This is a genomic window from Hymenobacter bucti, from assembly GCF_042681145.1.
In the GTDB taxonomy this organism is placed as follows: domain Bacteria; phylum Bacteroidota; class Bacteroidia; order Cytophagales; family Hymenobacteraceae; genus Hymenobacter; species Hymenobacter bucti.
The window spans coordinates 549444-570963 of the sequence record NZ_JBHUFD010000005.1 but is presented as its reverse complement, the minus strand read 5'-3'; the positions used below and the strand labels follow the sequence as shown (position 1 = coordinate 570963).

General features: G+C 62.6%; 16 protein-coding genes. 7 read left to right on the top strand and 9 right to left on the bottom strand.

Annotation, left to right across the window (positions count from 1 at the left end; genetic code table 11):
* Positions 1–344: 344 nt before the first annotated feature.
* Complete coding sequence (locus tag ACFSDX_RS14545) at positions 345–3140, bottom strand: 4-alpha-glucanotransferase (protein WP_382314748.1); 2796 nt, start codon at positions 3138–3140, stop codon at positions 345–347.
* Positions 3141–3277: 137 nt separating this feature from the next.
* Here ACFSDX_RS14545 and ACFSDX_RS14540 point away from each other — a divergent pair, with 137 nt between their 5' ends.
* Positions 3278–4048 (top strand): hypothetical protein, encoded by a 771-nt coding sequence (locus tag ACFSDX_RS14540; RefSeq protein ID WP_382314746.1) that lies wholly within the window; start codon positions 3278–3280, stop codon positions 4046–4048.
* 71 nt (positions 4049–4119) lie between these two features.
* Here ACFSDX_RS14540 and ACFSDX_RS14535 read toward each other — a convergent pair whose 3' ends face one another.
* The gene (locus ACFSDX_RS14535) at positions 4120–5430 is read right to left on the bottom strand and encodes an amidohydrolase (RefSeq protein ID WP_382314744.1); all 1311 of its coding nucleotides are present in this window, start codon (positions 5428–5430) and stop codon (positions 4120–4122) included.
* 214 nt (positions 5431–5644) lie between these two features.
* Between ACFSDX_RS14535 and ACFSDX_RS14530 the strand changes: the two genes are divergently transcribed.
* The gene (locus ACFSDX_RS14530) at positions 5645–6367 is read left to right on the top strand and encodes a phosphatase PAP2-related protein (protein ID WP_382314742.1); all 723 of its coding nucleotides are present in this window, start codon (positions 5645–5647) and stop codon (positions 6365–6367) included.
* A 158-nt stretch (positions 6368–6525) separates the two neighbouring features.
* On the opposite strand, the gene ACFSDX_RS14525 is transcribed toward ACFSDX_RS14530, so the two are convergent.
* Positions 6526–7947 (bottom strand): MATE family efflux transporter, encoded by a 1422-nt coding sequence (locus ACFSDX_RS14525; RefSeq protein ID WP_382314740.1) that lies wholly within the window; start codon positions 7945–7947, stop codon positions 6526–6528.
* A gap of 212 nt (positions 7948–8159) precedes the next feature.
* Here ACFSDX_RS14525 and ACFSDX_RS14520 point away from each other — a divergent pair, with 212 nt between their 5' ends.
* Positions 8160–8894 carry an SDR family oxidoreductase gene (locus tag ACFSDX_RS14520; protein WP_382314738.1) on the top strand — a complete coding sequence of 245 codons (735 nt, stop codon included), beginning with the start codon at positions 8160–8162 and terminating at the stop codon, positions 8892–8894.
* An 80-nt stretch (positions 8895–8974) separates the two neighbouring features.
* Here ACFSDX_RS14520 and ACFSDX_RS14515 read toward each other — a convergent pair whose 3' ends face one another.
* Complete coding sequence (locus ACFSDX_RS14515; RefSeq protein WP_382314736.1) at positions 8975–9733, bottom strand: SDR family oxidoreductase; 759 nt, start codon at positions 9731–9733, stop codon at positions 8975–8977.
* 237 nt (positions 9734–9970) lie between these two features.
* On the opposite strand from ACFSDX_RS14515, the gene ACFSDX_RS14510 reads away from it, so the two are divergent.
* Together ACFSDX_RS14510 and ACFSDX_RS14505 are read left to right on the top strand one after the other, a co-directional pair.
* Positions 9971–10330, top strand: coding sequence for a winged helix-turn-helix transcriptional regulator (locus ACFSDX_RS14510; RefSeq protein ID WP_382314734.1), 360 nt, complete (start codon positions 9971–9973; stop codon positions 10328–10330).
* Between the two features lie 66 nt (positions 10331–10396).
* Positions 10397–12178 (top strand): glycoside hydrolase family 15 protein, encoded by a 1782-nt coding sequence (locus tag ACFSDX_RS14505; protein ID WP_382314732.1) that lies wholly within the window; start codon positions 10397–10399, stop codon positions 12176–12178.
* Between the two features lie 450 nt (positions 12179–12628).
* Here ACFSDX_RS14505 and ACFSDX_RS14500 read toward each other — a convergent pair whose 3' ends face one another.
* From ACFSDX_RS14500 to ACFSDX_RS14480, 5 genes are all read right to left on the bottom strand, one after another.
* Positions 12629–14812 carry a bifunctional alpha,alpha-trehalose-phosphate synthase (UDP-forming)/trehalose-phosphatase gene (locus tag ACFSDX_RS14500; RefSeq protein WP_382314730.1) on the bottom strand — a complete coding sequence of 728 codons (2184 nt, stop codon included), beginning with the start codon at positions 14810–14812 and terminating at the stop codon, positions 12629–12631.
* An 81-nt stretch (positions 14813–14893) separates the two neighbouring features.
* Positions 14894–15733, bottom strand: coding sequence for a formyltetrahydrofolate deformylase (purU, locus tag ACFSDX_RS14495; RefSeq protein ID WP_382314728.1), 840 nt, complete (start codon positions 15731–15733; stop codon positions 14894–14896).
* A 57-nt stretch (positions 15734–15790) separates the two neighbouring features.
* Entirely contained in the window at positions 15791–16336 is a 546-nt protein-coding gene (locus ACFSDX_RS14490; RefSeq protein WP_382314726.1) for a TetR/AcrR family transcriptional regulator, read from the bottom strand.
* A 553-nt stretch (positions 16337–16889) separates the two neighbouring features.
* On the bottom strand, positions 16890–17675 hold the full coding sequence (locus tag ACFSDX_RS14485) for an SDR family NAD(P)-dependent oxidoreductase (RefSeq protein ID WP_382314724.1): 786 nt from the start codon (positions 17673–17675) through the stop codon (positions 16890–16892).
* A 107-nt stretch (positions 17676–17782) separates the two neighbouring features.
* Positions 17783–18598: a phytanoyl-CoA dioxygenase family protein gene (locus ACFSDX_RS14480; RefSeq protein WP_382314722.1), complete on the bottom strand. Its 816-nt coding sequence runs from the start codon at positions 18596–18598 to the stop codon at positions 17783–17785.
* Between the two features lie 321 nt (positions 18599–18919).
* On the opposite strand from ACFSDX_RS14480, the gene ACFSDX_RS14475 reads away from it, so the two are divergent.
* Together ACFSDX_RS14475 and ACFSDX_RS14470 are read left to right on the top strand one after the other, a co-directional pair.
* Positions 18920–20476 (top strand): hydroxymethylglutaryl-CoA reductase, encoded by a 1557-nt coding sequence (locus tag ACFSDX_RS14475; protein ID WP_382314720.1) that lies wholly within the window; start codon positions 18920–18922, stop codon positions 20474–20476.
* A gap of 266 nt (positions 20477–20742) precedes the next feature.
* Positions 20743–21501 carry a hypothetical protein gene (locus tag ACFSDX_RS14470; protein WP_382314718.1) on the top strand — a complete coding sequence of 253 codons (759 nt, stop codon included), beginning with the start codon at positions 20743–20745 and terminating at the stop codon, positions 21499–21501.
* The last annotated feature ends 19 nt before the right edge of the window (positions 21502–21520 follow it).

The following is a 21520-nucleotide window of genomic DNA, read 5'->3' as shown; positions in this document are numbered from 1 at the left end:
TAATAAGAAAAATGTGGTCTAAATATATAAATTTATAGGAAATGCTAGCCTAGTCATAAATTGTATTTTAAGAATAAAAAACTCTATTCTTTTCGCTGCTTTTTAAGTGAAAATGCCACTGGTTGAGTTTGCAGCGGCCCTAGGTAATTGCCACGCCGGCTGCGAACGCAAAGCGGGTAGTTTCGGGCCCAAAAGTTGAGGAGGCTGCTACTCGTCGCCAGCCTTGGTCGGTCCGGGCCTAGCCAGGTGCCAGCAGGCGCCGGGCGCCGGGCTGCCGAAAGGGCCAAAAAAAAGGCTACCCGCTAGGGTAGCCTTTCTGAACTTGCAATGGGTAACTGGGCGGGCTAATACACGCGGTCCCGGCCGCTCTCCGCCACCAGCGCCCGCAGGGGCTCGTTGAGGCCGGCGGCGTCGTTGAGCTCTTCGAGCGGCACGTGCAGGCGGTATTTCCAGAAGTTCTGCGGGTTGCTGGGCACGTTGATTTGCTCGTCGTGGGGGTTTGCGCGGCGCAAGTGAGTGTCTATGGCTAGCAAATCTTGCAGCGGGAAGATGGCCCACATGGCTGGCGAGGCCAGGTGCTGCAAAATCATTTCGCGAATCACCCAGGGCTCGGCGTAGTAGGGTGCCAGCTGGCGCCAGTGCCCGAGGGCCGTTTCGAAGAAGCGCTGGGTGCGCACGTGGTCCTCCTCCCACCAGCCGCGCAGCGTGCTCATGTCGTGGCTGCCGGGGCTTACCACCGAGAGGTAGGGCGCGGTGGCGGGGTTGCCAAACTCGGTGGCGGGGTTGCTGGGCATGCGCTGAATGTGCAGGCTCAGCATGCCGAGCTGCTTCATTACGCCGGGCACCGAGGCGGGCACCATGCCGAGGTCCTCGCCCGCGATGAGCATGTTGGTGGCGTAGCGCACGGGCGGCAGCTTCACTAGCCCCTGCTCGCGCCAAAACTCCTCGTGGCGGCGGAAGAAATAATCAACGTAGATGTCGTCGTAGAGGCGGCGCTTGGTGTCGTCGCCATCTAGTTCCTTAAAGCTGTCCGACTTGTTGAGCGTGATGCGGGGGTGGTAGAAGTCGTTGCCAGCGGGCAAGAATAGCACCTCGCTCACAAAGTGGTAGAGGCCCGGCCGCACCCGCAACAAGAACTCGGCACGCTCGGGGTGCTGCTCGATTTCCTGGTTGGTGTAGGCCTCAATCTGGCGCTGGTTGGCCACGGGCGGCCGCAGCTGAATGGCGCCGTACTCATCGGCCACCATAAACTCATCGAACACGGCCTGGGCATCGGCGCCGAAGGTGCGCTCCAGCAGGTGCCAGCGGATGTAGGGCGCGCACAAACGGCCATAGTTGAACCACCCTAGGCGGCGCTGTATCTCGTCGCGGTGCAGGGGCAGCGCGGGCGAAAAGTGCCCCAGCAAGCCCTCCACCGAGTTGCCGGGCATTTCCCAGATGCGGAAAAAACCCAGGATGTGGTCGATGCGAAGCATGTCGAAATAGCGCGAAAGGTGACCTAGGCGCTGCTTCCACCAAGCGTAGTTGTCCTCGGCCATGCGCTCCCAGTTGTAGGTGGGGAAGCGCCAGTTCTGGCCGGTGGTGGAGAAGTCGTCGGGCGGGGCGCCCGCCTGCTGGTCCATGTGGTAGAGCTCGGGCTGGGTCCAGGCGTCCACCGAGTGGCGGTAGATGCCAATGGGCAGGTCGCCCTTGAGCACCACGTGGCGCTCGCGGCCGTAATTGACGGCGGCGGTCAGCTGCTTGTCGAGGTGAAACTGGGTGAAGAAGTGCAGCCCAAACTCGTCGAAGTCGGCGCCGTGCTCGTCTACCAATTCGGCCAGCCCGTGGGGCGCCCGAAACTCCTTGGGCCACTCGTGGAAGTCGGCGGTGCCAAACCGGTCGCGCAGGGCCGAAAAGGCGGCGTAGGGGATGAGCCACGCGCCCTGCTCAGCTTTGAACTGATGAAAGGCCGGGTCGGCCAAAAACTTGGCTTTCTCCTGCTGATAGAGCAGCTTCAAAAACTTCCACTTGGCGTTCATTACCGGCTCGTAGTCCACAAAGTCCTTGGCGTTGAACTCCTCGCGCAAGCTGGCCAGCTCAGCGGCCGCTTTTTTGTCCTTGAGCTTGGCAATGCTCTCTAGGTTGAGATACTGCGGGTGCAGCGCAAACACCGAAATGGCGGCGTAGGGGTACGAGTCGACCCAGGTGTGGGTGGCCGTGGTGTCGTTGATGGGCAGCACCTGCACCACGCTCAAGCCGGTTTTGGCGGCCCAGTCCATGAGCAGCTTCAGGTCGTTGAACTCGCCCACGCCCAGGCCGTTTTCGCTGCGCAGCGAGAACACGGGCAGCGCCACGCCGGCCCCGCGCCACGGCCCAGCCGCATAGCGGAAGCCCTCGTCGTCGGCCACGCGCAGGGTACCTAGGGCGGCGCCGGGCAGCACGCGGTTGTCGCCGGTTTCGAGCTGCACCACGGTGTGGGTGGCGGCGTCCCAGAGGCCATACTTGTAGTGCAGCTCGGCCTCGGGATTAGCCAGCGTGATGTCGGCCTGCCAGTAGGGATAGTCGGCATCGGAGAGCACCACGGCGGGACCCTGGTCCCAGGCCCCTAGGGCGGGGTCGGAGCCTAGCACGCACACTTGGTGCCCGGTGGCCACGCGGGGGGCGGCCAGGCGCAGGCGTAGGGTAGGGGCCGGGGCGGCAGGGGTGTCGGCGGCCGGGGCGGCGTCGGCTTTCTTTTTGCCCTTGGCTACCTTGGCCGTGGCCACTTTGGCGGCGGGGGCAGCGGCCGGGGCGGGGCGCCGAAACAGCGCCTCGGTAAACGCGGCCGTAAACAACTCGTTGTCGTCCTGGGCCGGGGCGCGCCAGTAGTCGCGCACCTCCAGGTGCTCGTAGCCCGCGGGAGGCAGGGCCAGGGTGCGGTTGTCGCCCCACTCCCACACCGCGCCGCCGCCCTCAAATAGCAGCACGTACTTATACGTAATGGGCGCCGCGGCCGCAGCGGCGGGCACCTCTACCTGGGCGCTCCAGCGGGTAGTGGCTTCGTCGTAGTGCAGGGGCAGGGCCTCGGCCAACTGCCAGTGGCCCAGCGTAGGTAGCGAGCCGCACAATACCAGGCGCTGGCCGTAGGCAGTGCGGTAGGGGAGAGAGAAATGAACAGTCATTAGGGCAAACCAGGATAAGGAGCGCAAGATACTGCCCCGGCCCGCGGCCCAACTACTAGAGCGGGCGCACCGTATGGGGCAGCAAGTCGCCTACGTAGTCGCTGGCTGCGAGGTCTATTCTCTTATTTTTTGACATAATGCGCTTTGTACTTACCGCGCTGCTGAGCGGCAGCCTGGCCGCCGGCCTGTCGGCCCCCACGCTGGCCGCCCCCGCCGACTACCACCCGCCCCGCCACTTCTACACGCCCGGTCACCAGCCCTACCGCCGCCTGCCCACGCGCCTGGCGCTGGGCTTCAACCTGGCCAGCTACAACGGCGACCTCACCGGCCGGCTGCGCGATAATACTCTGCGCCTCGGGCTCAGCCTCGGGCTGGTGCGCACGCTTAGCCCGCACCTCACCTTCGGGGCCGACCTAGGCTTTGTGCGCCTGAGGGCCGTGGACCAGTTTCCCGACCGCGCCTACCGCTTTGGGGGCACCGATGCGGTGCTGACGACTTACCTGCGCTACAATATCTTGGCCGACAAGAGTATGTACATTGGGCTCAACAACCGCCCTACCACCTGGCAGCCGTTTTTGCAGGCCGGAGTAGGAGGAATGGTGTACAACCCATCCGTGGCCCAGGCCACGCCTTTTGGCAATGTGCTGCTGCCCGCCGAGGGCAACAACACGGCCTCTTTCTCGGGCGTGGCGGCGGTGCTGCCCGTGGGCGCTGGCGTTACGCTGCGCGCCAGCCGCTCGCTCTACTTCACCCTGGAGGGCCTGTACTACTTCACCAGCACCGATTTGCTCGACGGCATCAGCCAGCGCGGCAACCCCAAATCGAACGATAGTTTCATGACCGCGACACTCAAAATCGAGTACGCGTTTTACAAGAAGAGCGCCAAGCCGCTGGTGCATTTCGATTAGTAGTGAGCAATTAACAATGAGCAATGAGCAGTCTGCGTAAATCAGGCTGCTCATTGCTCATTGTTAATTGCTCATTTACTCAAATAGTCCACGGCCAGCGTGGCCAACGTCTTCACACCTAGCGGGAAGGCGCTCTCGTCGACCTGGAAGCCGGCGGTGTGGTGGTCGGCTACGGTCGAGGGGTCGGTGCCGGGCGCGGTGCCCCCTAGGAATACGAACAGGCCCGGAATCTTCTCCTGGTAGCAGGCGAAGTCCTCGGCGCCGGTTACGGCTTTTATCTCCACCACGTTCTTGGGGCCGGCCACGGCTTGCATGGTGGGCAGCATGCGGGCGGTGAGGGCGGGGTCGTTGAAGGTAACGGGCACGTAGGGCTCGATGCCGACCTCAGCGGTGGCGCCGTTGGCGGCCGCGATACCCTCGGCGGTGCGCTTGATGGCGGCCCAGATGCGCTTTTGCGTGTCGGGGCTAAAGGCCCGGATGGTGCCGCTGAGCGTGGCATCGGGCGGAATGATGTTGTAGCGCACGCCGGCCTGCACGGTGCCCACGGTTACCACGGCCGCGTCCTGGGTCAGGTCCACCTGCCGGCTCACGATGGTTTGCAACGCGGTAATAATCTCGGCCATCGTCACCACCGGGTCGATGCTGCTCCAGGGCTTGGCCCCGTGGCTGCCCTTGCCAATGACCTTTACCGTGAAGCGGTCGGAGCTCGCCATCTCGCCCCTAGGTCTATACTGGAGCTGCCCCACCGGCGCCGACGCCCAGATGTGCAGCCCGAAGATGGCGTCCACCTTAGGGTTTTCCAAGACGCCTTCCTGCACCATCAGCTTGGCGCCGCCCACGGTGCCGGGCAGCGAGCCTTCTTCGGCGGGCTGGAAGATGAACTTGACCGTGCCGGGCAGGTCTTTCTGCAGCTTGCTCAAGACCTCGGCGGCGCCCAGCAGCATAGCCACGTGGGTGTCGTGGCCGCAGGCGTGCATCACGCCCACGGGCTGGCCTAGGTAGGTGCTTTTCACGGTGCTGGCGAAGGGCAGGTCGGTGCTCTCGGTGATGGGCAGGCCGTCCATGTCGGCGCGCAGGGCCACCACCGGGCCGGGCTTGCCGCCCTTCAGAATGCCCACCACGCCGGTGCGGCCCACGCCCGTTTGCACCTCGATACCTAGGGCCTTTAGCTGAGTGGCGATGATTTGGGCGGTGCGGGTTTCTTCGTTGCCGAGCTCGGGGTGGGCGTGCAGGTCGCGGCGGCAGGCCACCACTTTGGCTTGCCCGGCCGTGGCGAGCTGCGCAATGCGGGCGTGCAGGGCGGCCGGCGCCTGGGCGCGGGCGGCGGGGGCGCCTAGGGTCAGCCCCAGGCCGGCCAGTAAGGTAGGTAGCGCGTGTTTCATGGCCCCCAAGGTACGGCCGGCGGCCTAGGGCCGCCCCGCGCCAGCGGTGCCGGCGGCGGGCGCCCAGGTGGCGGCGCCCGCTGCCGTTCCCCAGGCACTACCCGCCCGGAATGTTGCCTGGCGGCCCGTTTGTTACGCCTAGGTTATCGCCGAGACCTAGGCGGGCATTACTTTTGCAGGCTCGTAGAAGTTGGTTTTTTAGTCCAAAGGCATCATGCGCGTTCTTCCGCCCGTTTCTTCCCGCTCGCTGGCGCGGCCTGTGGCCGCTGTCCCGGCCGCCGGGGCCGAAGCCTGGGCGCGGGCGCTGGCCCAGCCTGCGTTTTGCTGGCGCTGGGCGCTGCTGCTGGCCTTGCTGTTTGGGGTGCTAGTGCCGGTGGTGCCGGGCTACTTCCACTACATTCAGCAGCGGCCGGGGGCGGTGGCCTTCGACCCCTTGCTGCAGCTGTTGCCCCGCCACGAGGTGGCGTGGCCCATCTTCGGGCTCATGTATGGCAGCGTGGTGGCGGCGGTGGGCTGGCTCACGCGCTGGCCCCACCTCTTTCTGCGGGGCCTGTGGGGCTACTTTATCCTGGTGGCGCTGCGGCTGGCTGCCATCTGGCTGGTGCCGCTGGTGCCGCCGCTCGACATTGTGGACATGCCCGACCCATTTTTGGCGCTGCTCTTCCACACCGATGCCAGCCAGGCCATTACCAAGGACTTGTTCTTTTCGGGGCACACCTCCACGGTGGCGTTGCTGGCGCTGGCCGTGCGCGGGCGCTGGTGGCAGGGCACGCTGGCCGTGGCGGCCACGGCCATTGGGGTGCTGGTGCTGGTGCAGCGCGTGCACTACACCTACGATGTGCTGGCCGCGCCGCTGTTTGCGTGGTTGGCGTACTGGGCGGCGGGCTTTATTTGGTCCACCACGGCTGAGAGCGAGTTGGGCCAGGTAGAAGTGTAGCTACTCAGAGGTGCAAGATGTACCGTGGACCCTGCGGGTCCGCGTGTGAAGACGGTTGTACAAGGGGTTACTTACCTACGTGCGGACCCACAGGGTCCACGGTACACCTAGGGGCCGGGCGGGGCGTCCGACTTGCGGGCCACAGGTCCGCGCAACGGCTAGGCGGCTTTTTCCTCCTGGGGCGCGGCGGCGGCCACCTGCGGCCCTAGGGGGTCGGCCTGGTGCTGGCCGTGCCAGTTGCCCTTCCAGTACCAGAGGCCCGCAATGAGCGAGATGCCCACGTTGGCCACCACAAACGACCACCAGATGCCCCGGAAACCCAGGTCGGTGTGGTGCGACAAGTACCAGGCCACCGGAAACTGAAACACCCAGATGCCGGTGATGGTGAGCACCATGGCCGAGAGCGTATTGCCCACCCCTCGAAACGCGCCCGACACCGTTTGCTGCACTCCCGTGAAGCACAAACTCAGCGAGGCAATGCGCACAAACTCCACCGACTGCTCGCTCACCAGCGGGTCGCCCTTGAGGAAGAAGCCCACCAGCGGCCGGGCCGCCAGCCAGATAATACCGCTCAGCACCAGCAGCGTGGTAAAGCTCACGCCCAGCGCGTAGTTGGCCGTTTGCAACGCCCTAGGTAGGTTGCGGGCGCCCACATTCTGGGCCACCAGCGTAGAGCAGGCCAGCGAGATACCCAGGGCCGGGATAATCGCCAGCGCAATGATGCGCGACCCAATGCCATAGGTAGCCAGCACCGACGTGCCGAAGCCCGCCGCTAGCGTCGTGAGTACCGACAGCCCCAGCGCCCGCGCCGACAAATCGACCGACGAGGGTGCCCCCAGCCGAAACACGCGCCCCATGAGTGCCCAGTCGGGCCGGAAGCCCGCGAAGCTGAGCTGAATGCCCGACCGGCCCCGCAGCAGTACCGCCAGTCCCGCCACCACGCTCAGCGCCTGCGTGATGATGGTGGCCATGGCCGAGCCCGCCACGCCCAGCCCCGGCACCGGCCCCCACCCGTAGATGAAGAGCGGGTCGAGCACGAAGTTGAGCCCTAGGGTCACGAGGTTGATGTACAGCGGAATTTTGACCTCGCCCACGCCCCGCATGAGGGCCTGAAACATGAGGAAGCCGAAATTGAATGTGAGCCCCCAGAACAGCACCCGCTGAAACTGGTTGGCCGGCTCGAAGATGTCGGGCCCGGCGCCCATCAGGTGCAGAATGTAGGGCGAGGCGAAGTGCGCGCCCACCGTGAGCAGCAGCGCCAGCACGGTTTCGAGTACCAGCGCCTGGCTGGCCACGTGGTTGACCATCTTCTGGTGCCGCGCCCCAAAGTTCTGGGCCACCAGCACCGAACCCGCCACCGAAAACCCCGAGCCCAGGGCAATGAGCAGGAAGTTTACCGGGAAGCTCACGGCCACCGCCGCCACGGCTTTCGCGCCCAGCCGCCCCACCCAAAAGGCATCGACCAGCTGGTAGCCCGTCTGCAACACGTTGCCAAACACGATGGGCCAGGCCAGCTTGAGCAGGGATTGCAGGATGGGACCTTGGGTAAGGTTGGGGCGGGCGGCGGGGGTAGGGGGCATAAGCAATGGTAAGCCAATGGCAGGCCCAGCGGCCCGCCCGGCTCCCCCTACGAAAAAGCGCCGGTGCCTGGACAAGCGGGGGGCCGTCGGCCCCGCCCGCCGCCCCTAAAAGCCCGCCGCCCGCGGCCGGAGGCAGGCACGTGGCGCTACCTTACGTATACCCCTACCTAAACCTAGGCGACCTGGCTCGCTCTTCTCTCCCCCTCTTCTTTATGGCAGGCAAACTCACGGGCAAAGTAGCCCTCATCACCGGCGCCAGCGCCGGCATCGGCCAGGCGTGCGCCCGCGCCCTGGCCGCCGAAGGCGCGCAGCTTATCCTTACCGCCCGGCGCGCCGAGCGGCTCGAGGCCCTGGCCGACGAGCTGGCCGCGCACGCCCCTAGGCCTATCATCGTGGTGGGCGACGCCCGCGACGAAGCCACTGCCCAGCAGGCCGTGCAGGCCGCCCTAGATGGCCCCGGCCGCCTCGACATCCTGCTCAACAACGCCGGCACCGGCAACTACAAGAACCTGGTAGACACCAGCGCCGAAGACTACGACGACATGATGGACACCAACATGCGCTCGACGTTTCTATTCACCCGCCACGCCGTGCCGGTGCTCATCAAGCAGGGTTCGGGCACCATCCTGCTGCTCTCGTCCATGGCCGGCATCTACGGCTTCGCGGGCGAGGCCGTGTACTGCGCCACCAAGTTTGCCCAGGTCGGCTTTGCCCAAGCCCTCGATAAGGAGCTGCGCCCGCACGGCATCAAGGTGGGTGCCATTTGCCCCGGCGGCGTCAAGACGGAGTTTGCCCTGGGCCGCGGCCGCACCGAAGCTAGCGTGGCCGAGTCGGACATGCTGGAGCCCGAAGACGTGGCCGGCGCCGTGCTGCTGGCCTGCACGCAGTCGCCGGGCTCGCGCATCATCGAGATTCAAATGCGCACCATGGCCGAAGGTCTGACCTAGGAACTAGGTGCCTTCGCTACGCAAAAAGACGCCGCCCCGAACCCGGAGCGGCGTCTTTTTGCGTTGTGGGGCCGGCGGTGCTACACCTGGGCCGTGCCGCCGTCCACGAACAGCTCGACGCCAGCGACGTAGCTACTGTCGTCCGAGGCCAGGAAGACCACGGCTTTGGCAATCTCGTCGGCGTCGCCCATGCGCCCTAGGGGCACCCCGCTCACCATCTGGGCTTTGAACGCCGCCATCTTCTCGGGCGTGTCGAGCACGGCGTTGAAGGCCGGCGTTTCGATGGGGCCGGGGCTGATGGTATTGACCCGGATGCGGCGGGCCTTGAGGTCGGTGGTGAACGTGCGGGCCAGCGAGCGAATGGCGGCCTTGGTGGCGCTGTACACGCTGTTGGCCTCGTAGCCCTTCGAGCCTACAATGGACGCCATCAGCACGATGGCCGCGCCGTCGGGCAGCAGCGGCAGCGCCTTTTGCACCGTGAAAAAGGTGCCCTTCACGTTGATGTCAAACTGCCGGTCGTACTGCGCCTCCGTCACGCCCTCTAGAGGTGCAAACTCGGCGATGCCGGCATTGGCAAACAGCACGTCGAGCGTGCCCTTTTGCTCCCTAATGGTGGCGATGACCCGGTCGAGGTCGCCTAGGTTGCTCACGTCGCCCTGAATGGCGAAAGCCTGGCCGCCCAGTGTTTGCAAGGCGGCATCGAGCTCGGCCTGCCGCCGCCCGGTGATGAATACATACGCGCCTTCAGCCACGAAGCGCTGGGCCGTGGCCAGGCCGATGCCCGAGTTGCCGCCGGTGATGAGGGCTACTTTACCGGCAAGTTTTTGCGAGGTTTCCATGATGTTGCTTGAAGAGAATTGGGTTGGTTTCGGCAAGGAACTATCAATAGTCACCTCAGGTTACTAATGTCAATCATTTCGCTTCACAAACTGGTTACCTGCTCGTAACTAACGGCCAAGATTGTCAGGCAGCGCGCCACGTCCGTCATGCTAAGCGCAGCGCAGCGATGTCGAAGCATGACGGACGTGCCGCGCTGCCTGACCGTTATCCTCTCCTAACTTCCTATCCCCCTCCCCATGCGCGACGCCGCTTTTTGCACCTCCTCCTGCACCGTAACCCGCACGATGGGCGTGCTGGGCGGTAAGTGGAAGCTCATCATTATCTCGTATCTGACCCAGCCGCGCCGCTTTGGGCAGTTGGCGCAGCGCCTGTCGCTCATTTCGCGCAAGGTGCTCACCGAGCAGCTGCGCGAGCTGGAGGAAGACGGTATCGTGCGCCGCGAAGCCTTTGCCGAGCTGCCGCCTAGGGTCGAGTATTCGCTGACCCACTACGGGCTGGCCCTGCTGCCCATCATCGACCAGCTGAGTGCCTGGCACAGCCTTTCGCCGGTGGTGGCGGCGGCTACCACCGGCGAGGTGCCGCCCCCCTGCGCATAACCCCAGCCGCCCGAATAAGGTACACCCTGCTAGTACCAACCCGGCCCCGGCCGGTGTTCTTCTCTTATGATAAAGCACACTTATGACATGGGCGTGGTCGGCAACTGCGCCTTCCTGGCCCTCATCGGCACCGATACGGCCGTGCGCTGGCTCTGCTGGCCGCGCTTCGACAGCAGCTTCGTATTCGGCCCCCTGCTCGACGAGCAGAAGGGCGGCGAGTACAGCATCCGGCCGGCGGGCGAGTTTACCTCGCACCAGTACTACGTGCCCAACACCAACGTGCTGTGCACCGAGATAACCACGCCCGAGGGTAGCTACCGCGTCACGGACTTTGCGCCGCGCTTTATGCAGTACGAGCGGTACTACAAGCCGCTGATGTTCATCCGCAAGGTGGAAGTGCTGAGCGGCGCGCCCCGCGTGCGGGTGGCCTGCCGCCCGGTGGGCCAGTACGGCGAGCAAAGCCTGACGCGCCGCCGCAGCTCGAACCACATCGCGTTTCTGGGCCTGGAAGAGGAAATTCGCCTCACCACCAACATCCCGCTCACCTACGTGCTCGATGAGGAGGACTTCGTGCTTAACGAAACCAAGTACCTCGTGCTCACATACGGCGCGCCCCTGGAAGCGGCCCTAGAGAGCACCGCCGAGCGCTTTCTCACCGCCACCGTGGCCTACTGGCGGCAGTGGGTGAAGAGCACCAGCATCGGCAACTTCTACCAGGAGCAGGTGATTCGCTCGGCGCTGGCCCTCAAAATCCACCAGTACGAGGACACGGGCGCCATCATCGCGGCCAGCACCACCAGCCTGCCCGAGGCGCCCGGCAGCACCCGCAACTGGGACTACCGCTTCTGCTGGATGCGCGACACGTACTACATCCTCACGGCCTTCAATAACATCGGCCACTCCGAGGAGCTGGAGCAGTATTTCAACTTCATTGCCAACATCTCGGGCAAGGTGAAGGAGAAATTCCAGCCGCTCTACGGCATCGGCGGGCAGTCGGACCTGACCGAAACTGAGCTGCCGCTGGCCGGCTACCTCGGCAACCAGCCCGTGCGCATCGGCAACGACGCCTACACCCACATCCAAAACGACGTGTACGGCCAGGTGCTGGTGGCCCTGCTGCCGCTCTACGTCGACAGCCGCTTCCGCGACAACAAGCGCGCCACCCCGCTTACGCTGGTAGAGGAGTGCCTGCGCCTGATAGAGCAGACCATGGACCAGCCCGACGCGGGCCTGTGGGAGTTCCGGCACATTGCCCAGCGCCACTGCTACACCTACCTGTTTCACTGGGCCGGCAGCCACGCCGCCATCCAGGTCGCCAAGTCCCTAGGCAACCAGGAGCTGGAAGCCAAGGCCCGGCGTCTATTGAAGGTGTCGGAAGACCACATCGAGCAGTGTTTCGACGCCGAGCGCGGCTCGTATTCCAACGCCATTGGCTCGAAGGACCTGGACGCGAGCACCATTCAGCTCATCACGATGGGCTACCTCGACCCCAACTCCGAGCGCACCAAGCACCACCTCGTGGAGCTAGAAAAGGAGCTGAAAACCCCCGAAGGCCTCTTCTACCGCTACCGCCACGAAGACGACTTCGGCACGCCCGAAACCACCTTCCTCATCTGCTCCTTCTGGTACGTGGAGGCCCTGGCCTGCGTCGGCCGCCTTGACGAGGCCATCGCCGAGTTTGAGCAGCTCATCACCTACACCAACCACCTAGGACTGCTGAGCGAAGATGTGGACGCCAAAACCGGCTCGCAGTGGGGCAACTTCCCACAGGCCTACAGCCACGTGGGCCTCGTAAACGCCGCCTACCGCATCGCTAAGAAGCTAGATAAGCCAAACTTTGTGTCGTAGCTAACGGTGTTTTCACCGCAGAAGGCGCAGAAGAAACGCAGAGGAACAACTTCTGCGTTTCTTCTGCGAAACCTTCTGCGCCTTCTGCAGTGAAAATCACGCTTGTATCTTTACTCCCATCGCACGGTTACTTCGCCTCACCACACGGGTTGTCCCTAAAAAGACGAAACCCCGGCTCGTGGAACAGCCAGGGTTTCAGAGAAGCAGGTGATTAAGCACCTACATCTCGACTCGAAATGAGAAACGAACGTGCGAAAACGGAATTTGAATTGATATTCAAGCTCCGAATGTCCAATGAGCTACTGAAGTGGCTCGTTGGGCTGGCAATTAGTGGCGGCGCCCTTTCGGCGGCCGTGCACTACTTGTAAGGTTGGCAAGGGGCTGGTCCGGAAGGGTCAGCCCCTTGTTTGTTGAGCAAATATAACGTGCACCTTCCGCTTTTAGTTGTCGCTACCCCAGCAGCTTGCGCAGCAGCTGCCGCACCTCAATGGGCGAGGCCAGGTTGTAGCGGGCCAGCGAGCGGGCGCCGGTGCCCACGCGGATAGTGTAAGCCGATTCGGGCATGGCCCGGAAGGTGTCCTCGTCGGTGCGGTCGTCGCCGAGGGCTAGGGCGAAGGCGGGCTGGTAGCGCTCGAGCCAGCGGGCGGCGGCCGTGCCCTTGTTGAGGCCGGCGTTCTTGATTTCAACTACTTTATTGCCTTCCAGCACTTGCAGGTCGGTATTGGCCGTCATAAAGGAGAGGTGGCTCAGCATTTCGCGGGCGCGCACCTCGCCTAGGTCGGTGTCGGCGCGGCGGTAGTGCCAGACCAGCGAGTAGTCCTTTTCCTCCACGAACGAGCCGGCCGTGCGAGCCACGTACAGCTCCAGAATGGGGCGCATCTCGCGCTTCCATTCATTGCGCAGGGGCTGAAAGAGCTGCCAGTCTTCGCCAGCCGCCCGCAGCCACACGCCGTGCTCGGCGATAAAGTCGAGCGGCAGGTCGCCCAGCCAGTTTTGCAGCGTGGTGCGGTCACGCCCGCTGATGATGACCACCCGCGTGTTGGGTAGCTCGCTGAGTGCGCGCAGCAGCAGGCGTAGCTCCTCGCCGGGGCGAGCCATTTGCGGGTTGGGGTGGAAGGGCACGAGCGTGCCATCGTAGTCGAGCAGCAGCAGCCGCGGCTGGCCCTCGGCGGCCTTAAAATCGACCAGCAATTGGGTGGTGGCGTCGGGCGTCAGCATTTCGGTGGCGAGGGTGTGTTGCTTTATCTTGGTGTAAGCCAACTGGTTCATAAAGAGCTTAGTCCAGGAGAATACGTTGTAGCGCTTCACCAGGGCCTGCATAGCGGTCATGCGGGCTATCTGCTCGTCCTCCGGCATCACCAACGCCTCGTGCATGGCCTCTACCAACTGGTTGATGTCGGTAGGATTGATGAGGAGGGCATCCGACAACTCGCGGGCGGCGCCGGCCCGCTCACTCAGGATGAGAACCCCGCGTTGGTCGAGCTTGCTAGCAATAAACTCCTTGGCTACCAAGTTCATGCCATCACGCATGGGCGTCACCAGGGCCACCTCGGCCAGCCGATACAGGGCCGCCAGCTCTTCCAGCGGCAAGGAGCGGTAGAAGTACAGAATCGGGTTCCAGCCAATGGTGCGGTACTGCGAATTGATGCGGCCCACTAGGTTGTCGATTTCCTCTTTCAGCGTGGCGTACTGCGCTACCTGGTCGCGCGAGGGCACTACCAGCATCACGAGGCTCACCTGACCGCGCCACTCGGGGTAGCGTTGCAATAGCGAATCAAACGCCCGCAGCCGCTGCGCAATACCCTTGGTGTAGTCGAGCCGGTCAATGGACAGGATAATGCGCGTGTCGCGCAACGCTTCTTTGTACTCGTCCATGTGCGCGCGGGTCGCCGCTGAGGCCGCCGCCTGGGCGTAGCGCTCGTAGTCGATACCCATCGGGAACGCATCGACGCGCACCGAGCGGGTGGGCGTATCAATCTGCCCGTTCTGGGCCGATAAACCTAGGAGGTGCGACACCGCGCTGAGGAAGTGCCGCAGGTAGCCAAAGGTATGAAAACCAATAAGGTCGGCCCCCAGCATGCCGCGCAGCAGCTCGTTGCGCCAGGGCAGCACCCGTATCAATTCCTGCGATGGAAACGGGATGTGCAGAAAGAAGCCGATGGCCGCCTCGGGCCGCGCCTTGCGCAGCATTTCGGGCAGCAGCAGCAACTGGTAGTCGTGCACCCAAATGGTGTCTTCGGGCCCGGCCTGGGCCAGTACGGCCGCGCAAAATTTCTCATTTACGGCCACGTAGGCTTCCCAGTGGCTCTGCTCGTAGGTGGCTAGCTCGCTGAAATAGTGGAAGGTAGGCCACAGCGTCGAGTTGCTGAAGCCCTCGTAGTAGTCCCGAATTTCGTTTTCGGTCAGGAAGACCGGGGCCATGTTGTCGGCCTTCAACTGAGTGCGGATGTGCTCCTCCTCGGGCTCGTCGTGCACGAAGAGTCCCGGCCAGCCTATCCACAGGTTGTCGCCCTGGCGGTAGATGGAGCCCAGGCCCGTGGCCAGCCCGCCTTCGCTGGGCTGAAACGTGAGCCCGTCATCGGTGCGCTGAACTTTGGTGGGGAGGCGGTTGGAGACAATTAGCGTGCGGGGCATAGGCCAAGCTAGGATGGTGAATCCTATGGTCTACGCTATAATCCACCAAAAAGCTAAGTTAAAGTCAATTTGCGCCGGCGGCTAGTCAAAAATTACCGTCTTGTTGCGGTGCACAAACACTTGCTCATCAAGCACCAGCTTAAGCGCACGGGCGAGCACAATTTTTTCGACGTCGCGGCCCGCCTGGGTTAGCTCGCGGGCGCTCTGCGTGTGGTCAATCGGTATCACGCTCTGGGCAATAATGGGCCCCTGGTCGAGCTGCTCATTCACGAAATGCGCCGTTGCCCCGATAATTTTAACGCCCCGCGCGTAGGCCTGCGCATAAGGGCTGGCCCCCACAAAAGCCGGCAAAAACGAGTGATGAATATTGATGAGCCGGTTGGCGTACGGTGCCACGAACGCGGGCGACAAGATGCGCATGTACTTGGCCAGCACCACGTAGTCGGGGGCGTAGCTGGCCAGCAGGGCCAGCACTTCGGCCTCGTGCGCCTCACGGCTGCGCCCTTCGTGCGGCAGGTAGTGGAAGGGCAAATCAAACTTGCGCGTAAGCTCGCCCAGCACCTCGTGGTTGCTAATGACCCCTAGGATGTTCGCGTTGAGCTCGCCAAAGGCGTGGCGCACCAGCAGCTCGCTCAGGCAATGGTGCTCCTTGGTCACGAGCAGCACAATGTTCTTGCGGCGGTTGTCAGTCAGCCGGATGTCGGCCGCGGCCGGTAGCGCCGCTTGCAACTCGGTCAGCAGCGCTGTGGCCGCCGCCTCGGCGGGCAGCTCAAACTCGGTGCGCATGAAGAACACGTTACCGTCGCGCTCCACAAACTCGCTGTTGCGCAGGATGTTGAGCCCGTGCGTATAAAGCACGCCCGTAATCTTATATATCAGCCCGCGCTCGTCGGGGCACTGAATAAGGAGCAGATGGGCCATAAGCAGCCAGTCGGTAAAAAATCGGTCCGCCTAGGTAGGCGGGTCGCAGCCCGGGGGCTACTTGTTAGCGGGGCCCTGGGTCTGGTACTTGCGCTTGATAAACTCCAGCATGTCGCGCACGTGCTCGTCCGTTTTGTTGGCTTCAATCTTCCAGAGGGCCTCAATCAGCAGTAGTAGCAGTTGCGTTTCGTTTTCCGCCTCGGGGTAGCCGAGTTGCTCGAAGGCCTGCTGCAGGCGAGCCGGCACGGGCCGCATGAAGCGCTCGTGCTGCTGGCGGGCCGTTTCGTAGTCGGCCAGGCGGTACTGAAGCTTCCAGAAGTAGGGTTCTTCCTGCACCATTTTGTAGGGCAGGTCGATGACGCTGTGGATGAACGCGAGCGGGTCAGCTTCGAGCATTCCACCCCGGTTGTGCTCGATAATGCGCTGGTAGCCGCTTTTGATGATGAAGTCGAGGAGCTGGTCTTTGGAGCCGAAATGTTTGAAAATCAGGGCTTCCGATACGCCGGCTGCTTTTGCAACGGCCTGGGTCGAGGTATTGTCAAAACCCTTCTCCCCAAATAGTTGCAACGCCACGTTGGCAATATGTTGGCGGCGGGTAATCATGGAGATGATGGTAGAAAGGGGCTAGCAAAGCAGCAACCCCCAAAGCTTAGTAATTCGGGTGCAAGTTCGGCAAGAATACGTAGATGCGCCCAAATGGGCTGCACGCAGCATAACGAATGGCCTAGGCTTAAACGGAAACCGGCCGATTTGGAAAAACCAAATCGGCCGGTTGAGCAACTTTCAGTGTCCGCGGCGGCTGCGCGATAGAGCGCGCCAAGGCAGAGGATGTTCATCTGGGCGGGGTGGGAGCAACGACCAGATAGTCAGTACAGAAGAGTGTGCAGAGAACGTAACGGCTAGCTGGGTGGGAGACCTGTGCCGTTTGAGTGGGACAATATTACGACAGAAAATCGAGTCTGAGTAAGTGTTAGCTTACTATTTTTTAGTAAGTGGATACTCACTAATCAATTTTGATTATAAACACTTGTAAATCAATGCATAAATTTCACGTATAAAATTTTGGCATATTCCAAAAGAAAGATAATGCTACACCAAAGCCCGGCGCGCTATTCTATAAATAGCACGCCGGGCTTTGGTATTAGTGACCGGACGATTACAAATACTTTTCGTAGATGCCCGCCGCTATCTTCTCCACAATGCTTTTCGGCACTACGCTGGTCAGGCCCGCTGATACCTTGTTGAGGACGCCCGGAATCAGCTCGGCCTCACCCGCGAAGAGGGCTTGCAGCCCGGCCGCGGCCACGGCGGCCGGCGTCATCGATACTTTGTTGGCCACGGCTTGCAGCTCGGAGCCCATGCCGGCGCGGCTCGTAAAATCAGTAGTGGTGGCGCCCGGGCTGAGGCACGTTACGGAAATACTAGTGTCCTTCAGCTCGTAGCGCAGGCCCCGGCTGAAGCTGAGCACGAACGCCTTGCTGGCCGCGTACACCGTGAGCGACGGCACCGACTGGTAGGCCGCCGTGCTGGCCACGTTGAGGACGTACGCCCTAGGTGCCTGCCGCAGCTGCGGCAGCAGCGCGTAGGTAAGCTGCACCGGCAGCGTGAGGTTGAGTTGCAGCATGTTGAGCTGCTCGCCCAAATCTAGCTGCTCGAAGCGGCCCCACAGGCCGTAGCCGGCATTATTTACCAGCACCGCTAGCCCGGCGGGCGCGTGCTGGCCGACCCAGGTAGCTACCTGGCTCGCAGCATCGGGCCGGGTGAGGTCGAGGGCCAGCACGTGGGCTTGCCGCTGGTGGGTGGCCTGCACCTCCTGGGCGAGGGCTTGCAGCTGGCTTTCGGAGCGCGCTACTACTAATAAGTCGTAGCCGCGCTGGGCCAGGCCTAGGGCCAGCGCCCGGCCAATGCCACGCGATGCGCCAGTGATGAGGGCAGTAGGCATAGGGTAATGGGGGTAATTGGTAATTGGTGTAATAGGTAATGGGAGTAATAAGCCTAACACGCTACAGCGGTAAACTCATTACTCCCATTACCTATTACGCCAATTACCTATTTAACAAGGTGCAGGAAACGCAGGTAGAACGGCGTGGGGCTTTCCTCGCTTTTGGGCTGGTACTTGCCCCCGATGATGGGCACGTACATAACGCGGCGGCGCGATTCGGCCCCAACCAGCGGTGACTGGGCCACGCGGTGCCACATGCGGCCATCGTGCACGGTGAGGTCGCCGGGCTCGGTTTCCACGGCCACCTCGTTGGGGTCGTAGTACACGTCCTTGTAGTACTTCTTGCGGAAAAGCATCTTGCCGATGCCTTGGCGGTGCGTGCCCGGAATCACGCGCAGGCCCCCGTTGGTGGCTTTGGTGCCATCAAGGTGCAGGCCCACGTTGAGCATGGGCTGAATGCGCTTGCCATAAAACACGTCGCGTAGCGAGTCGGTGTGCCAGCCCATCTGCGAAAACTCGGAGCCTTCGACGTTTACGTAGTGGTTGACTACCAGCCCGTCGCGCTCATTTTCACCCACCCGGCCGCCGGGGGTTTCGAGCAGCGGAAACAGGGCTTCGAATCGCTTGTCTTGCAGCAGGTCGTGCAGTATAGGGCTGTGCTGCGAGGCGAAGGCAAAGCGCTGCACAATGGGGGTGCCATCCACGTCTTTACCGTATTTGATGGGCACGCCATTTACCTTCTCTACCTTGTTAGTCAGCCAGTCGTGCTGTACTTCTTGAGTAGCTTTCAAATATGCCTGCACCTGGTCGGGTGAAGCAAACGGGCGAAAGTGTAAAAACCCGTGTTTAGCAAAAAAAGCCCGTTGCTCCTGCGTTAATTCGGCACCAAGGGTAAAGCGGGGATAATCGGATAAGGACGCCATATTGGGACAAGCCGCCAGCGAGTAATTCGCCGCCGAAAAAGTCAATTGAAAAAGCAAAGATACAGCCCGAGCGATGGGTAGCTGGTGAAGCAGATGCCGTGAAGTGCTATGATAAGATGCCTATAACCGGTAGGTGCCCCCAGAGTTACGTCAATGAGGCCTTATTTCGAGTAAAAACTGCTTTCTTTTAATGGTTATCCAGTTTTACCTGGTCTGTAGGGCCCAAAAATGCGTAGTTGACCACCCCCGCTAGGTAGGTCCGGCCCCTAGGGGGGTATTTCGCCCGTTTCTTTGCGGTGTCTCACTCGCTTTCCAGTGCCCATGCTGTTCACGCCTAGCCCCATGCTCCTTAAGCTGCTGTATACCCGCGGCAGCCTGCACAACCAGCCCGAGGGGGCCGGCGTGGCCTTCAGCATCAAAAATCGCCTCGATACCGTGCGCCTACTGAGCGTGCAGCAGGTGCAGCTGGACGAGGTGGTGGTGCCCCCCACCAGCATTCGGCTTGACCTAGGCGGCGGCGACGTGCGCCCGGCCGCCACCCTAGGGGCCGACGGTGGCCTCGACCTGCCCGTTGGGCAGGCGTTCACGTTTTTGCTCGATACGCCTCCCTTGGCGGCGGGTATGCACCGGCTGCGCGTGCAGTTCGGCACCGATACGCTGGGTGAGCTGAGCGTGGAAGTAGAAGACGCCATTGCGAGCCGCGACGGCCGCGTGCGCATTCCGCGGGCCGAAGACGACGACTACGCCGTGGCCGCTATTCAGGCCCGGCAGCAGTTTGCCGAGGACTTTACGAAGCAGGAATACAAGCACTTAAAGCAGTATTCGTTTGACCCGCACGAGCTGCGGGGCAACTGCGAGAGCTTCGTGGGCGTGGCCCAGGTGCCGGTGGGCCTGGCCGGCCCGCTGCTGGTAAACGGCGAGCACGCGCAGGGCGAGTTCCTGATTCCGCTGGCCACCACCGAGGGCACACTGGTGGCGAGCTACAACCGCGGCATCCAAACCCTGAACCTGTGCGGCGGCGTGAAGTGCACCGTCATTGGCGATGCCATGCAGCGGGCGCCCGTGTTCGTGTTCGACGATGCCCGCGGGGCGCGTGACTTTGGGCGCTGGGTGGCCGAGAGCCTCGAGCAAATCCGGCCCGAGGCCGAAAGCACGTCGCGCATTGCCAAGCTACAGTATATAGATACGTACCTGAGCACCAAGTTTGCTTACCTGCGCTTCAACTTCTCGACCGGCGATGCGGCGGGCCAAAACATGGTGGGGCGCGCCACCTTCGCCGCCTGCTCCTGGATTTTGGAAAACTACAAGGGCGCGCCCATCCGGCACTTTTACCTCGAATCGAACTTCGCGACCGATAAAAAAGCCTCGCAAATAAACGTGATGCGCACCCGCGGCAAGCGCGTGGTGGCCGAGGCCGTGGTGAAGCGCGACATCTTGCAGCAGCGCCTGCGCGTGACGCCCGAGCAGCTGGCTTACCACGGGCAGGTGAGCAACGTAGGCGCCTTTCTGTCAGGGGCTAACAACAACGGGGCACATTCGGCCAATGGCATCACCGCGCTATTCATTGCCACGGGCCAAGACGTGGCCAACGTCAGCGAGTCGTCGGCCGGGGTGCTGTATTCGGAAGTGACCCAGGAGGGCGACCTGTACCTGAACATCACCATTCCGTCGCTCATCGTGGCCACCTACGGCGGCGGCACGGGCCTGGCCACCCAAAACGAGTGCCTGCGCATGCTGGGCTGCGTGGGCCCGGGCACGGTAAACAAGTTCGCCGAAATAGTGGCCGGCGTGGTGCTGGCCGGCGAGCTCAGCCTAGGGTCCGCCATTTCGAGCAGCGACTGGGTGAGCAGCCACGAGCAGTACGGGCGCAACCGCTAGGCCGGTACCCAGGGCCGCTTGGGTAGCGAGGTTCAGTCAGCGCCAATTCGTTATGCGCCGGCAAAGAATAGTACATAGTATTAATCTGCTATTAAATAGCGGCGGGCTTCTCTTGCTGCCTAGGGCCAATAGCTGGTCAATCAAGGTATTAAGCTGGTGTGCTGGCTTTGATGCAGTTGGCCTGGGATATGATTCTATGGTAATCTTTATTTATTATCGTAAAAAACTACTATTAAGCGCCTAATTTTGAAGCACCCTACTACGCTGTGCTTCACCTTACTGGCCTGATGTTTCGATTTCTACTTGCTTGTTTGCTGACCCTAGGGGTAGGCCTGCGGGCGGAAGCCCACAGTGAGCATCCGGCCCAAGCCAAGGCTGCCCGTAGTGCTAAGAAAAATGGTGCAGTGCCCGCTCGCCGGGCCAAAGCGCCGGCTAGCAAGCCGCAGGCAGCCATCACGCTGCGCGTAGTGGAGATGGGTAGCTTGCGCTTGGTAGGAGACTACAAGCTAGCCGTGCAAAACCAGGGTGACCAACCTGACCAGGACGCAATAGATACGCAGCGCCTGGCAGAGCTGGATAGTGCCAAGGCGGCTTCGATAGTCGAAATCCGGGAGCTGTACCCCGAAACGGCTGCCTTGCCCGCCGACCTGGCCCTGACGCTGCGCCGGCCCGCCGCCCCGCTGGGCAAACGCCGCTTCCGCACGCGCCTAGTGCGTACCGGCCGCTGGAGCACCAGCCGCGAGGCGGTGGAAAGCCTGACCTGCACCGATGCCGGCCCGCTGGTGCTGGCGCGACTGCCCGCCACGGCCACTACTCCGGCCCAGGTGCTGGCCGGCCCCGGCTACGACCAAATCGTGCCGCTCCGCCCGCTCGAGCTGACCCAGGTAGCCGTGCTGCGCCTGTGCGGCGAGCGCGCCCGGCAGGTGCAGGCGTACGCCATGCTCTACAACCTGCATTTTGAGCAAACAGACGACGTGGCTCGGCTGCTCGACTACTACAACCGCATTGCGGTGGTGCAGGAGTAACAAGCGACCTAGGACAATT